The sequence below is a fragment of the Haloarcula rubra genome (genome assembly GCF_019599465.1).
Lineage (GTDB): Archaea > Halobacteriota > Halobacteria > Halobacteriales > Haloarculaceae > Haloarcula > Haloarcula rubra.
In genome coordinates this window covers 639,465-651,370 of record NZ_RKLR01000001.1, presented here as the reverse complement: position 1 = coordinate 651,370, position 11,906 = coordinate 639,465, and the positions used below count along the sequence as shown (strand labels likewise).

The following is an 11,906-nucleotide window of genomic DNA, read 5'->3' as shown; positions in this document are numbered from 1 at the left end:
TTTCCGACAACCACTGGTCGCCCCGTAACTATCACTCAGGTAAGGTGGGTAAAAGCGGGATTAAACCGGTCAGCGGTCCAGACGGCCACCGCCGCGAGTGAGTCCCGCGTCTGACCGTACGGGCGGATTCAGTGTCTGCAGCAGTTCTCGACTGATACGAACACCGAAGTAGGTAGCCGACGACACACCGGCATGCGCGTTTACGAGACCGAGCTCCCGGGCGTCGGGCGTCGCTACGCGGTGTCGTTCCCGGACGGCGGTCGGTTGACCGTGCTCCTCGGCAACGACGGCAGCCGCGAGACGTACTGGCGAGCGGACGAAGACGGCGACAGCGAGCGCCTCTTCTCGCTCACCGAGGGACAGGCCCGGAAACTCGCCGAGATATACGACGGCACGTACTTCGAACCGGCACCGGACGACATAGACCACGCTCTCGAGGACGCGCGTATCCGCTGGGTCGAGGTCGGGCCGGACGACCCAGTCGTCGGCCGGACGCTCGGCGAGAGCGCGATTCGGAGCGAGACGGGCGTCCTCGTCCTCGCGGTCCAGCGCGGCGAGCAGACGATATCGAGCCCCGACGCGCAGACGCACGTCGAGGCCGGGGACGTCCTGGTCACCGTCGGTACGGACGAGGCCCACGCGAAACTGTCGGCCCACCTCGACTGAGTCGTGGCGAACCCGTTGCTCGTCGCCGGTGTGTCGTTACTCGGACTGGTCGCGCTCGCGCTCGCCGCTCAGCGTGTCGGCCAGTCGGTCATCCCGACGTACATCCTCGCCGGCGTGGCGCTCGGCCCGTTCGGCGTCGGTCTCGGGACCGACACCGTCGGCGTCGCGCTCCCGACGCTCCTCTCGCTTCCGGCGGCCCTCGGCGTCGTCCTGCTGTTGTTCTTCGTGGGGCTGGAGTTGAGCGTCGACGAACTGCTGGCCGAGCGGCGGGCGTTCGCGCTGGCCGGCGGCGTCGACGTCGGCGTCAGCCTCCCGCTAGGTTTCCTCGTCGGCCTCGCCGTGGGGTTCACGCCGCTGGAAGCGGGCTTCCTCGCGCTGGTCGTGTTCAACTCCTCGACGGTCATCATCGCGAAGTCCGTCGTCGACGCCGGGTGGCTGGGGTCCCGGACCGCCGACGCCATCTTCGGCGTCGTCGTCGTCGAGGACATCGTGACAGCGCTGCTGTTCGCAGTGCTCTCGGCGCTGGTCGCGGGCGGGAGCGGCCTCGACCTCGCCCGGTCGCTCGGTGTCGGCGTCGTCTTCTTACTCGCCGTCGTCGGCGTGACGCTCCGCGGCGCCGACCGTCTCGGTCGGGCGTTCAGACCCCTCCGCGGGGACCTGTTCGTCGTCGCCGCCCTCGGCGTCGCGGCCTTCGTCGCCGGTCTGGGGGCGCTCACCCGAACCAGCGAAGCCGTCGCCGCCTTCCTCGCCGGCGGGCTGTTCCAGAACGCCGACCTGACCGCGGAGGCCGAGCGCTACCTCGCGCCGGTCCGGGACGTCTTCGCCGTCGTGTTCTTCGTCTGGGTCGGGGTCCAGACCGACCCCCGCGTGGTCGCCGACGTCACGCCGCTCGTCCTCGGTGCGGGCGCGGTGACACTCGCCGGGCAACTCGTCAGCGGCTACTACGCCGGGCGGGCGTTCGGGTTAGACGCGGACGGCGCGGTCCGGATGGGTGCGGCGCTGACGCCACGCGGCGAGTTCTCGCTGGTCATCGCCGCGTTCCTCACGGCGGCCGGGACGACGCCCACGCTCTCGGAGACGATTCCGGCCTTCACCGTCGGCTACGTCCTCCTGACCAGCGTCGCCGGGAGCGTCCTCCTCCACCGCGCCGACGACATCGCGGGACTCAGGCACCGCGTCGCCTCACGCTGAGCCGTCGGCGACGGCCGCGACGAGGGCGTCGACGGCCGCTATCTCGTCGTCGTTGACGGCGTGGCCGACCCCCTCGTACACCCGCTCGGTCACGTCGGCGTCCAGTGCCCGGAACGCCGCGGCCGTCGCGCGCACGCGGTCCGGCGAGATGTAGGGGTCCTCGTCGCCACACCCGACGAAGACGGGCGTCCCCTCCAGCGACCCCGAGTCGGCGGCGGCGACGGGGTCCGGGCCGAGGAGGCCGCCCGCGAGCATCGCGAGGCCGCCGTAGCGGGCCGGGTCGGCGGCGACGTACGCCCCGGCGACGCTCGCGCCCTGCGAGAAACCGACGAAGACGGTGCGCTCGGGGGCCACGCCGGCGGCCGCCGCCCGGTCGAGCGTGCGCTCCACCAGCGAGAACGCCGAGGTGAGCCACGGCGCTCGGCGCTCGTCGGGGGCGTCGGCGGGCCCCGGGAACCACGCCTTGCCCGCGGCCTCCGGCGCGAGGTACATCGCGCCGTGGTGGTGGAACTCGTCGGCGAGTCGGAGGAAATGCCGCGCCGAGTCGCCGCGGCCGTGGAGCATGATGACCGCCGCCTCAGCGGCCTGTGGCGGTGCCCCCGACGTGACGATTTCCTGTCCGGCGTGTGGTTCGGCGTCGCTCATCGTCTCCAGTCGGGCATCGAGAGCGGCGGGAGTTGTGACGCCAGCATCTCGCGGTCCGCCTCCAGCCACGGCGGGAGTCGGAGCGTGTCGGCCGGCGCGTCGTCGCCGGGACTGACCCCGAGCCCCGGCCGTTCCGTCGCCAGTTCGAACAGGATGCCGCCGGGGTCCCGGACGTACAGCGAGTGGAAGAAGTGCCGGTCCTTGACCCGCGAGACGTCGAAGTCGCGCTCTCTGAGCAGGTCGTGCCACTCGTGGAGTTGCGCCTCGCTGTCGACGCTGAACGCGACGTGGTGAATCGACCCCGCGCCCTCCCGACCGAACGGGGCGTCGTCTTTCAGGATGTCGACCGTCGACCCACGCCTGTCGACACGGTAGCGGACGGCGTCTGGCGTCTCGTCGGCCAGTTCGAACCCGAACGTATCGAGGAGGCTCGCGGTCACGTACGGACTCCTCGAGTGCAGGCTGATACCGCGGACGCCGCGGATTGCCCGTCCTTCGGGGACCGGCCCCGACTGTACCGGGATGCCGTGGTCGCCGTCGGCGACGAGTTCGACGTGGGTACCGTCGGGGTCCCGGACCGGAAGTACCCGTTCGCCGAACCGGGTCTGTGGCTCGTCGACGTCCGCGCCGTGCGTTTCGAGTCGGTCGGCCCAGTACGACAGCGTCCCGTCGGGGACGGCCAGCAGAAACGACCGGATACCGGGCCGACCGGTCCGGCCCGCCTGCTGGCCCGGCGACGCGAAGAAGGTCACCACGGACCCGGGCCGGCCCGCGTCGTCGCCGTAGTAGAGGTGGTGGGTGAACTTGTCCTCGAAGTTGACCGTCCGCACTAGCGGTCGGAGCCCCAGTCCCGCGACGTAGAACTCCGCGTTGCGCTGTGGGTCGCCGCCGATGGCCGAGACGTGGTGGACGCCCGGCGTGTCCGAGAGCGTCACTGCCACTCGAACTCGGCGATGGCCTCCTGCCAGTCCTCGGGAATCGGTCGCGGTGCCTCGGCGTCGCGGTCGTAGGTGACTTGCGTGCTCTCGCCGGTGGCGACGACGGCGCCGTCGTCGCGAACCTCGTACTCGAACGGGAAGCTCTTGGTCCCGAGATTCGGTACGCGGACGCCGACGGTGACGCTGTCGGCCGACCGAATCGGTCGCTCGAAGTCTATCTCGAGGTTCGCGATGACGATGCCGGTCCCCTCGCCGGTCGCCGCGAGGTACTCCCTGTCGCCCTGGCCGACCACTTCGGCGAGGTAGTCGATGCGGGCCTCCTCGAAGTAGGTGCCGTAGCGGACGTTGTTGACGTGGCCGTAGGTGTCCAGATCGTCGTACCGAATCGAAACGTCGGTCGTGAACTCGAAGCTCATGCCAGCAACTCCGCGTGCTTCTGTTTCAGTTTCTCTATCTTCGGCGGGATTGTCATCTGACAGTAGCCCTGATTCGGGTTCTTCTCGAAGTAGTCCTGGTGGTACTCCTCGGCGGGGTAGAACGTCTCCAGCGGTTCGACTTCGGTGACGATGTCGTCGTCGTAGCCCGGTTGAATCTCCTCGACGAACGCCTCGACAGTCTCTCGCTGGCTCTCGTCGTGGTAGAACACCGCCGAGCGGTACTGGGTGCCCACGTCGTTGCCCTGCCGGTTCAGCGTCGTCGGATTGTGGGTCGTGAAGAACACCGCGAGGAGGTCCTCGTAGCTCACGACGTCGGGGTCGAACGTTAGCTGGACGCACTCGGCGTGGCCCGTCTCCTCGCGACAGACCGCTTCGTAGGAGGGGTTCTCGACGTGGCCGCCGGCGTAGCCCGACACAACGTCTTCGACCCCCCGTACCTGCTTGAACACCGACTCGGTACACCAGAAACACCCGCCCGCGAAGGTCGCTTGCTCGGTCATCACCAGCAGTAGGCGCGGCAGGCACAAAAGGAGACGGCCGGTGTCGGCGCCGCTCAGTCGGCGTCTGGAGTCGCGGTCGGGCCCGCCGACTCGGCGACGTCGCCCACCGTACTCCCACCCAGCGACCGGGCGGAGTTCCCGACGACGAGCAGACTGCTCGCGGTCATCGCCAGCGCGGCGAACAGGGGGTTCAGCAGGCCGAGCAGTGCCAGCGGGAGTGCGACGGCGTTGTAGCAGAACGCCCACGCGAGGTTCTCCCGGATGCGTCGGCGCGTCGCCGCGGTCAGGTCGAACACGCGGGGCACCGCCCGGAGGTCGTCGGTCGTCACGACGGCGTCGGCCGCGTCGGCGGCGAGTTTCGTCCCCGACGCGAGCGAGATGCCGAGGTCGGCCGACCCCAGTGCCGGAGCGTCGTTGGTGCCGTCGCCGACCATCGCCACGGTCCCCCGCGACTGCAACCGCTCGACCACCTCGGCTTTCGCCTCCGGCGGGACGCCGGCGAACACTTCGTCGACGGCCTCGTGGTCGCGGAACGGTGCCGCGGCCTCGGGGCTGTCGCCCGTGACGACGACGACTTCGTGGTCGGCCGAGAGGGCGGTGACGACCGACGTCCACGACTCGCGGGGTCGGTCGCCGCCGACGAGGACGCCGCGAGCGCGGCCGCCCCACCCGACGAGCGCGGGGACGTGCCCGTTCGCTCGCGCTTCGGCACAGCGCGCCCGCAGGTCCTCGGGCACCGAGAGGTCGCGGTCACGCAGGAGTGCGGGCGTCCCGACAACGACCCGTTCCCCGTCGACGCTGGCGCTGACGCCGCGGCCGGGGTGGCGCTCGAACCCGTCGACGGCGGCGTTCGGCGGCGGCGCGGCCTCGGTGACGGCCGTCGCCAGCGGGTGGTCCGCGAACTGTTCGACGGCCGCCGCCCGCCGCATCACCTCGTCGTCGGGTCGGTCGAGAATCGTCACCTCGCCGGTCGTCAGCGTCCCCGTCTTGTCGAAGGCGACCACGTCGACGTCGGTGGCCGTCTCGAACACCGCGCCGTCGGTGACGACGATACCCTCCTCCAGTGCGGTCTTGATCCCTGCCGCCGTGGCGAGTGGCGTCGCCAGCCCCAGCGCGCAGGGACAGGAGACGACCAGCACCGCGAGGCCGGTCAGCAGGGCGTCTGTCGCGCCCGCGCCCGCGAGGAGGTGACCGAGAGCGGCCAGTCCGGCCAGCGCGACCACCAGCGGCACGAAGACGGCGGCGATGCGGTCGACGAGTCGCTGGACGCCGCCGCTGTCGCTCTGGACGGTCCACAGCAGTTCGGTGAGGCGGTCGACCGTGCTCTCGGCGTCGGGGCCGACCGCGACGACGAGTGCGCCCTCGGTGACCATCGCGCCGCCGACGACCTCGTCGCCCTCGGTCTTGCGGACCGGCAGCGACTCACCGGTGACCAGCGACTCGTCGACGGCGCCGGTCCCCTCGACGACGCTGCCGTCGACGGGCACGCGTTCGCCGGACTTGACGACCACTTCGTCGCCGGGGTCGAGCGCCGCGAGGTCGACAGTCTCGGTGCCCGATTCGGTCCGGCGGCGGGCCGAGTCCGCTCGCTGGGCCGTGAGGTCGGTCAGCCGCCCGGCCGCCGCCCGGCGGACCCGGTCCCGATAGTAGTCACCGACCGACACCGCGAGGACGACGACCGTCGCCACGTCGAAGTACACCTCCGTCTCCCCGAGGCCGACGGCGACGACGCTGTAGGCGAAGGCCGTCGTCGCGGCCATCGCCACCAGCAAGTCCATGTTCGGGCGCCCGGCCCGCAGGCTGACGTAGGCCCCGCGCAGGAGCGGCCACCCCGTGTAGCCGACGACGACGGCGGTCATCACCGCCATGTTCCACAGGAGATAGTCGCCGGCGGGGCCGTTCGGGTCGAGCAACAGCAGTCCCGGGTCGACGCCGAGGTAGGCCGGATAGAGAAAGAGGACGTACCACAGCATCGTCATCATGCCGAAAAAGCCGCCGACGACGAGGCGGCCTTCGCGCTCGTAATCGTCCTCGCGGTCGGTGGTCTGGGAACTCGCCCCGTAGCCGGTGCCGGCCACCACCTCCGAAAGGTCGTCCTCGGCGACCACCTCTGGGTCGTAGGTGAGTTTCATCGTCCCGGTGGCGTAACTGGCCGCCGCCGCCCGGACGCCCTCGTGCTCTGTGGCCCGTGCTTCGAGGAACGTCTCGCAGGTCGCACAGTGCATCCCGTCGACGGCGAGGAAGGCCGTCTCCCCGTCGACCGTCTCGGGGTCGGGGCCGCTGTCGACGGTGTCGACGTCCTCCTCGGCCGGGTCCTCTAGTGTCCGGGCGACCTCCAGACAGCCCCGACAGCAGAAGGCGCCGTCGACGCCGCTGTCGGTGACGGGCGACGTCGTCGCGAGGCCACAGAGTGTGCAGTCGGTCATGTCAGGTCCACGGCATCGGCAGGGGCGGTCTCGGGACGGCGACGCCGAACGCCGCCAGTCCGTTTGCGAGCGGGACGAGCGCGAGGACGAGGAAGACGGCTCCGAGGGCGCGGTGGAGCGACGACCGGCGGCTCGGCGACAGCGACCCGAACGCGGTGCCGTAGGCGAACACCAGGGGAATGGTGCCGACGCCCAGCGCCGCCAGCGAGAGCGCGCCGGTCACGGCCGACCCCGTCGCGAAGGCGTAGAGGAACGCCGGGTACAGCAGCGGACAGGGTAACAGGCCGTGCATCGCGCCCAGTGCGACCATCCCCGGGCCGTCCACGAGATCGTCGAGCCGTGCGACCAGCGCCGCCGAGACGCGCTGGAACACGCCTCCGACGACCGGCAGCGACGCGGCGACGTCGGTGGCCTGCCCCCGCGTCAGGTAGCCGACGCCGACGGCGAGGACGAACAGGCCGACGAGGACGCCGACGACGCCGCGGACGGTGGTCGCCACTCGCGCGAGGCCGGCGGCGTCGTACAGCAGGCCCCCGGCGGCACCGAACGCCGCCCCCAACAGCGTGTAACTCACGGCGCGGCCGACGTTGAACAGCGCCTGCTGCCGAATCTCGTGAGCGGAGACTGGGCCGCCGGCGTCGAGGCGGTCGGCGTACGTCGTCACCAGCGGGCCACACATCCCGAGGCAGTGGACGCTCCCGATGAGGCCGAGACCGGCGAACGCCGCCAGTCCGGCCGTCTCGCCAGCACTCAGGCCGGCCGTGACGGGGGCCATCTCAGGCGGTCTGTCCCTCGTGTGGACCGGTCATCAGGAGGAGGCTCCCGGCGATGAGGACGACGCTGACCAGCGAGAGCGCCACTATCGTCCGACCGGTCCCCAGCAGGTAGTACGCCACGGGCGCGAGCCCGAGGAGCGCGAGCACTGTGACGAGCCGCGGGCTAGACGTGGACATGGTCGGCCGTACGATTGAGGGAGCATAAAAACCGTCGCGTGTTCCTACCGGCTGAAAAGGCGGTGTTGGCTTTTTGCTCTGCTCTCCTGTCGCCCCGAACATGGGTAGTGGAATCGATACCACACAGAGACCATCTCACACGTTTCGGGAGGGTCGGCGATGACGCTGGGACGCCGCGAGTTCGTCCAGACCGCGGCCGCCGGGGCCGCACTCGGCACGGTCGGGACGGCGACAGCACAGGAAGAACCGGACTACGGCGGCTGGTTCGACGACGTCTCGAACTACGACGGTACCGTCGATAGACGGGGCCAGGACACCGTCGAGATAGCCGTCGGCGCGCAGGGCAACAACGGTGCGTTCGCCTTCGCGCCGGCGGCGGTGATGGTCAGCCCCGGGACCGAAGTCGTCTTCACCTGGACCGGGGAGGGCGGCGGCCACAACGTCATCTCCGACGGCGACGGCCCCCTCGATTCGGGCGAACTCGTCTCCGAACAGGGTGCGACGTACAGCTACACCTTCGAGAGCGAAGGTATCTACAAGTACGTCTGTGAGCCACACGCCGGTCTCGGGATGAAAGGCGCCGTCGTGATCAGGCCCGGCGGCGGCAGTAGCGGCGGCGGCACCGCCCAACAGGGGCCGCCGGCGAACCCCGACTACGGCGGCTGGTTCGACGACGTCTCGAACTACGACGGCGAGACGGTCGACCGGACCGGACAGGACAGCGTCGAGATAGCCGTCGGCGCACAGGGGAACAACGGCGCGTTCGCCTTCGCCCCGCCGGCGGTCCGCGTCTCGCCCGGGACCGAAGTCGTCTTCACCTGGACCGGCGACGGTGGCGGCCACAACGTCGTCTCCGACGGCGACGGTCCGCTCGATTCGGGTGACCCGGTCGCCGAGGCCGGGACCACGTACAGCTACACCTTCGAGGAGACGGGCATCTACACGTACGTCTGCGAACCGCACCTCTCGCTCGGGATGAAAGGCGCCGTCGTCGTCGGCGGGCCACCCGGCGGGAGCGGTGGCGGAGGCGGCGGCGGGAGTCAACGCCTGCCCGTCTCGGGCCCGCGGTGGCTCCTCAGCGGGTCCGTCCTCTTCGCGTTCTTCACGCCGCTGCTGTACGCGGCGACGATGCGTCACCGTGAGTCGACGCGGCCACCGCGGGACCTCGTCGACGAGGACGGCACGGTGCCGGTCGAGGAAGCCACGGAGGCAGAGCCAGCAGTCGAACTCGGTCACGAGGAGTACGACCCGAAGGGGACGGCGGCGCTCGTCGCGTTCTACTTCGTGCTCATCGCCCTGCTCTGGGTGTTCATGTACTTCGTCGAGTTCCTCGGCCGCGTCTCGGTCATCGGGTGATACACGATGCAGGTTCACAACTTCGAGAAAGTCTGGCTCGGTGCAGCGTTGCTCCTCATCGTCGGGTTCATCGCGACCATCTCGTACGGCACGGTCGGTGCCGGCGTCGCGATGGTCGACGACTCGGGTGGACAGATAGACCCGCAGGCGGTCCAGAGCGGCGAGACGGGGACCACCTTCGACGACCCCGGCATCGTCAAGGAAAACGAGAGCCACTACGTCGTCTACGTGGTGGCCCAGCAGTTCCAGTTCGTCCCGGGTAGCGGCGACAACCCCATCCGGGTGCCCGCGAACACGCTGGTCACGTTCAAGGTGACCAGCGCCGACGTGCTACACGGCTTCGCCATCACCGAGACGAACATCAACACGATGGTCATCCCGGGACAGGTCGCCGAGGTCACTGCCCGCTTCGACGAGACTGGGACCTACGGACTGGTCTGCCACGAGTACTGTGGCGCGGGCCACCACACGATGGGTGGCTCCGTCGAAGTAGTGCCCGAGTCGCAGTACAACGCAACGGAGGTGACCAACTGATGGTGTTCGTCGACGAGTACCCGAAGACGTCGAAACTCGTCCGGAGCGAGTTCGTCGTCGCGTTCGTCGCACTGGGTATCGGTGCCCTCTTCGGCATCGTGCAGGCACTCCACCGGACCGGCCTGTTCCGTGGGTTCGTCAGTTCGGCGGACTACTACACGCTCCTGACGGGTCACGGCGTCCTGCTGGCGCTGGTCTTCACGACGTTCTTCATCGCCGGCCTGTTCGCGTGGGGCGTCGCCAACAGCCTCGAACGCGAACTGCCACAGCGCACCGCGTGGACGGCGTTCTGGCTGATGTTGACCGGGACGGTGCTGGCGGCCGTCGCCATCCTCGGCGGCGTCTTCGGCGCGCCCTCGGTCTTCGGCCACGACCTCGAAGCGGACGTGCTGTTCACGTTCTACGCGCCGATGAAGGCCCATCCGGCGTTCTACGTGGGCGCGGCGCTCATCATCGTCGGGTCGTGGATAGCGGGGCTTGCGTACTTCCAGTCGCTGTGGGCGTGGCGCTCCGAGCACCCCGACGAGCGCATCCCGCTGAAGACGTTCATGATAGTGACGACGATGCTGATGTGGTACATCTCCACCATCGGCGTCGCCGTCGAAGTCGTCGTCTTCCTCATCCCGTGGTCGCTGGGGCTCATCAGTCAGGTCGACCCGCTCCTGACCCGGACGCTGTTCTGGTACTTCGGCCACCCGGTCGTCTACTTCTGGCTGATGCCCGCGTACCTCGTCTGGTACACCATCCTGCCGAAACTCGCGGGTGGACGCCTGTTCAGCGACCCGCTGGCCCGCGTCGTGTTCGTCCTCTTCCTCCTGCTGTCGACGCCGGTCGGGTTCCACCACCAGTACGTCGACCCCGGCATCCCGGAGGGGTTCAAGTTCATCGCGATGACGAACACGATGTTCCTCCTGTTGCCGTCGCTGCTGACGGCCTTCACCGTCGTCGCCAGCGTCGAACACGGGGCCCGCCAGCGGGGCGGTGAGGGGTACTTCGGGTGGCTCCGGAGTCTCCCGTGGGACGACCCCGCCTTCTCCGGGTGTATGCTCGCCGGCCTGATGTTCGCCGCCGGCGGCTTCTCGGGGATGATAAACGCCGGGATGAACATCAACTACCTCATCCACAACACACTGTGGGTGCCCGGCCACTTCCACCTCACCGTCGGCACCGCGTTCGCGCTGACGGCGATGGCGATAAGCTACTGGCTGGTGCCACAGATTACGGGCAAGAAGCTCCAGCGCCGGTCGGTCGCCATCGCACAGCCTTACGTCTGGTTCGTGGGCATGGCGCTGATGTCCAACGCGATGCACCGTGCCGGCCTCGCGGGCATCCCGCGACGGACCGCAGAGCCGACCTACGACGAATTTGCCTTCGAAGGACTCGTCGGCACCGTCGCCGAGATGCGCCTCCAGATAGCCATCGGTGGCCTCCTGCTGTTCGTCGCGGCCGTGATGTTCCTCGCCGTGATGGCGGAGACGTGGCTGGCCCACCGCGGCGGTCGGCTGTCGGTCAACAGCGACTTCCCCGCGCCGCTCTCCGGGGCCGAACACAGTCCGCGTATCCTCGACAACTACAAGCTCTGGACGGCCATCGCGCTGGTGCTCATCGTCATCGCCTACGGCCCGCCGCTGGCGGCCATGCTCGCCGACGGTATCACCGTGCCCGGCAGTCCGCCGATACCGGTCTGAGGTCGACTTCCCTATTCCACTATGTTAGACGACGTCGAGGGTCCTGAGCAGACGAGTTGGGTACGGATACTCATCATCCTCGCTATCGGCATCCCGATACTCATCGAGGTGGTGACCTTCGGCGGGCTACTGAGCCACTACGTCGCCGGTGGCGGTGGCGACGGTGGCGCGGCGTCGACGCCGACGCCCGACGTCGAGGGGGCGACGGTCGGCGACGAGATACTCGCGGAGACGGCCGCCGTCGAACGCGTCGACAGCGCCTCGGTCGTCACCGGCAACGACGGCTGGCGATTCACGCTCTCGGTAGCGGTCGACAACACCGGGAACAGCAGCTACGAACTCCGACTCGGCACGGCGACGACGCGGGCGGGCCGGACTGTCGAGGGGAGCGACGCGACGACGGGGGAACTCCCACCCGGCGAGTCGGGGTCCGTCACCGGGTCGTGGATGCTCCCGAAGGGCCAGCGACCGGCCAGCGTCGTCGTCACCGTCGTGACGACGCCTGCCGACGGCACCCCGTCGGCCCGGCAGTACACCGTCGCCATCGGGGACGTCCCGGTCTCCTCCTGAGA

General features: G+C 69.5%; 13 protein-coding genes. 6 read left to right on the top strand and 7 right to left on the bottom strand.

Annotated elements, in window-relative coordinates; all coding sequences use genetic code 11:
• Window positions 1-192: 192 nt before the first annotated feature.
• The gene (locus EGH21_RS03525) at window positions 193-666 is read left to right on the top strand and encodes a cation:proton antiporter regulatory subunit (RefSeq protein WP_220617076.1); all 474 of its coding nucleotides are present in this window, start codon (window positions 193-195) and stop codon (window positions 664-666) included.
• A gap of 3 nt (window positions 667-669) precedes the next feature.
• Window positions 670-1,857, top strand: coding sequence for a cation:proton antiporter (locus tag EGH21_RS03520; RefSeq protein ID WP_220617075.1), 1,188 nt, complete (start codon window positions 670-672; stop codon window positions 1,855-1,857).
• On the opposite strand, the gene EGH21_RS03515 is transcribed toward EGH21_RS03520, so the two are convergent.
• The 7 genes from EGH21_RS03515 to EGH21_RS03485 are packed head-to-tail and all read right to left on the bottom strand — an operon-like array spanning window position 1,849 to window position 7,756.
• Entirely contained in the window at window positions 1,849-2,502 is a 654-nt protein-coding gene (locus tag EGH21_RS03515) for an alpha/beta hydrolase (protein WP_220617074.1), read from the bottom strand. The genes EGH21_RS03520 and EGH21_RS03515 overlap by 9 nt on opposite strands.
• Window positions 2,499-3,437 carry a VOC family protein gene (locus EGH21_RS03510; RefSeq protein WP_220617073.1) on the bottom strand — a complete coding sequence of 313 codons (939 nt, stop codon included), beginning with the start codon at window positions 3,435-3,437 and terminating at the stop codon, window positions 2,499-2,501. The genes EGH21_RS03515 and EGH21_RS03510 overlap by 4 nt, the downstream gene beginning before the upstream one ends.
• The gene (locus EGH21_RS03505) at window positions 3,434-3,856 is read right to left on the bottom strand and encodes an acyl-CoA thioesterase (RefSeq protein ID WP_220617072.1); all 423 of its coding nucleotides are present in this window, start codon (window positions 3,854-3,856) and stop codon (window positions 3,434-3,436) included. Before EGH21_RS03505 ends, EGH21_RS03510 begins: the two co-directional genes overlap by 4 nt.
• A complete protein-coding gene (gene msrA, locus EGH21_RS03500; RefSeq protein ID WP_220617071.1) occupies window positions 3,853-4,377 on the bottom strand; it encodes a peptide-methionine (S)-S-oxide reductase MsrA in 525 nt (174 codons plus the stop codon). The genes EGH21_RS03505 and msrA overlap by 4 nt, the downstream gene beginning before the upstream one ends.
• A 53-nt stretch (window positions 4,378-4,430) precedes the next feature.
• A complete protein-coding gene (locus EGH21_RS03495; RefSeq protein ID WP_220617070.1) occupies window positions 4,431-6,803 on the bottom strand; it encodes a heavy metal translocating P-type ATPase in 2,373 nt (790 codons plus the stop codon).
• Window position 6,804: 1 nt separating this feature from the next.
• On the bottom strand, window positions 6,805-7,578 hold the full coding sequence (locus EGH21_RS03490) for a sulfite exporter TauE/SafE family protein (protein WP_220617069.1): 774 nt from the start codon (window positions 7,576-7,578) through the stop codon (window positions 6,805-6,807).
• 1 nt (window position 7,579) lies between these two features.
• Entirely contained in the window at window positions 7,580-7,756 is a 177-nt protein-coding gene (locus tag EGH21_RS03485; RefSeq protein WP_166968379.1) for a DUF8131 family protein, read from the bottom strand.
• A gap of 159 nt (window positions 7,757-7,915) precedes the next feature.
• Between EGH21_RS03485 and EGH21_RS03480 the strand changes: the two genes are divergently transcribed.
• The 4 genes from EGH21_RS03480 to EGH21_RS03465 are packed head-to-tail and all read left to right on the top strand — an operon-like array spanning window position 7,916 to window position 11,904.
• Window positions 7,916-9,112, top strand: a complete 1,197-nt coding sequence (locus EGH21_RS03480; RefSeq protein ID WP_220617068.1) for a halocyanin domain-containing protein — start codon at window positions 7,916-7,918, stop codon at window positions 9,110-9,112.
• 6 nt (window positions 9,113-9,118) lie between these two features.
• Window positions 9,119-9,646: a cytochrome c oxidase subunit II gene (locus EGH21_RS03475; RefSeq protein WP_220617067.1), complete on the top strand. Its 528-nt coding sequence runs from the start codon at window positions 9,119-9,121 to the stop codon at window positions 9,644-9,646.
• A complete protein-coding gene (locus EGH21_RS03470) occupies window positions 9,646-11,334 on the top strand; it encodes a b(o/a)3-type cytochrome-c oxidase subunit 1 (protein ID WP_220617066.1) in 1,689 nt (562 codons plus the stop codon). The genes EGH21_RS03475 and EGH21_RS03470 overlap by 1 nt, the downstream gene beginning before the upstream one ends.
• A gap of 21 nt (window positions 11,335-11,355) precedes the next feature.
• Window positions 11,356-11,904, top strand: a complete 549-nt coding sequence (locus EGH21_RS03465) for a hypothetical protein (RefSeq protein WP_220617065.1) — start codon at window positions 11,356-11,358, stop codon at window positions 11,902-11,904.
• Window positions 11,905-11,906: the final 2 nt, after the last annotated feature.

Bases quoted from the DNA above. Each gene is read 5' to 3' on its own strand.
- EGH21_RS03525 (WP_220617076.1), top strand. From the start codon at position 193: ATGCGCGTTTACGAGACCGAGCTCCCGGGCGTCGGGCGTCGCTACGCG.
- EGH21_RS03515 (WP_220617074.1), bottom strand. From the start codon at position 2,502: ATGAGCGACGCCGAACCACACGCCGGACAGGAAATCGTCACGTCGGGG.
- EGH21_RS03505 (WP_220617072.1), bottom strand. From the start codon at position 3,856: ATGAGCTTCGAGTTCACGACCGACGTTTCGATTCGGTACGACGATCTG.
- msrA (WP_220617071.1), bottom strand. From the start codon at position 4,377: ATGACCGAGCAAGCGACCTTCGCGGGCGGGTGTTTCTGGTGTACCGAG.
- EGH21_RS03495 (WP_220617070.1), bottom strand. From the start codon at position 6,803: ATGACCGACTGCACACTCTGTGGCCTCGCGACGACGTCGCCCGTCACC.
- EGH21_RS03490 (WP_220617069.1), bottom strand. From the start codon at position 7,578: ATGGCCCCCGTCACGGCCGGCCTGAGTGCTGGCGAGACGGCCGGACTG.
- EGH21_RS03485 (WP_166968379.1), bottom strand. From the start codon at position 7,756: ATGTCCACGTCTAGCCCGCGGCTCGTCACAGTGCTCGCGCTCCTCGGG.
- EGH21_RS03480 (WP_220617068.1), top strand. From the start codon at position 7,916: ATGACGCTGGGACGCCGCGAGTTCGTCCAGACCGCGGCCGCCGGGGCC.
- EGH21_RS03475 (WP_220617067.1), top strand. From the start codon at position 9,119: ATGCAGGTTCACAACTTCGAGAAAGTCTGGCTCGGTGCAGCGTTGCTC.
- EGH21_RS03470 (WP_220617066.1), top strand. From the start codon at position 9,646: ATGGTGTTCGTCGACGAGTACCCGAAGACGTCGAAACTCGTCCGGAGC.
- EGH21_RS03465 (WP_220617065.1), top strand. From the start codon at position 11,356: ATGTTAGACGACGTCGAGGGTCCTGAGCAGACGAGTTGGGTACGGATA.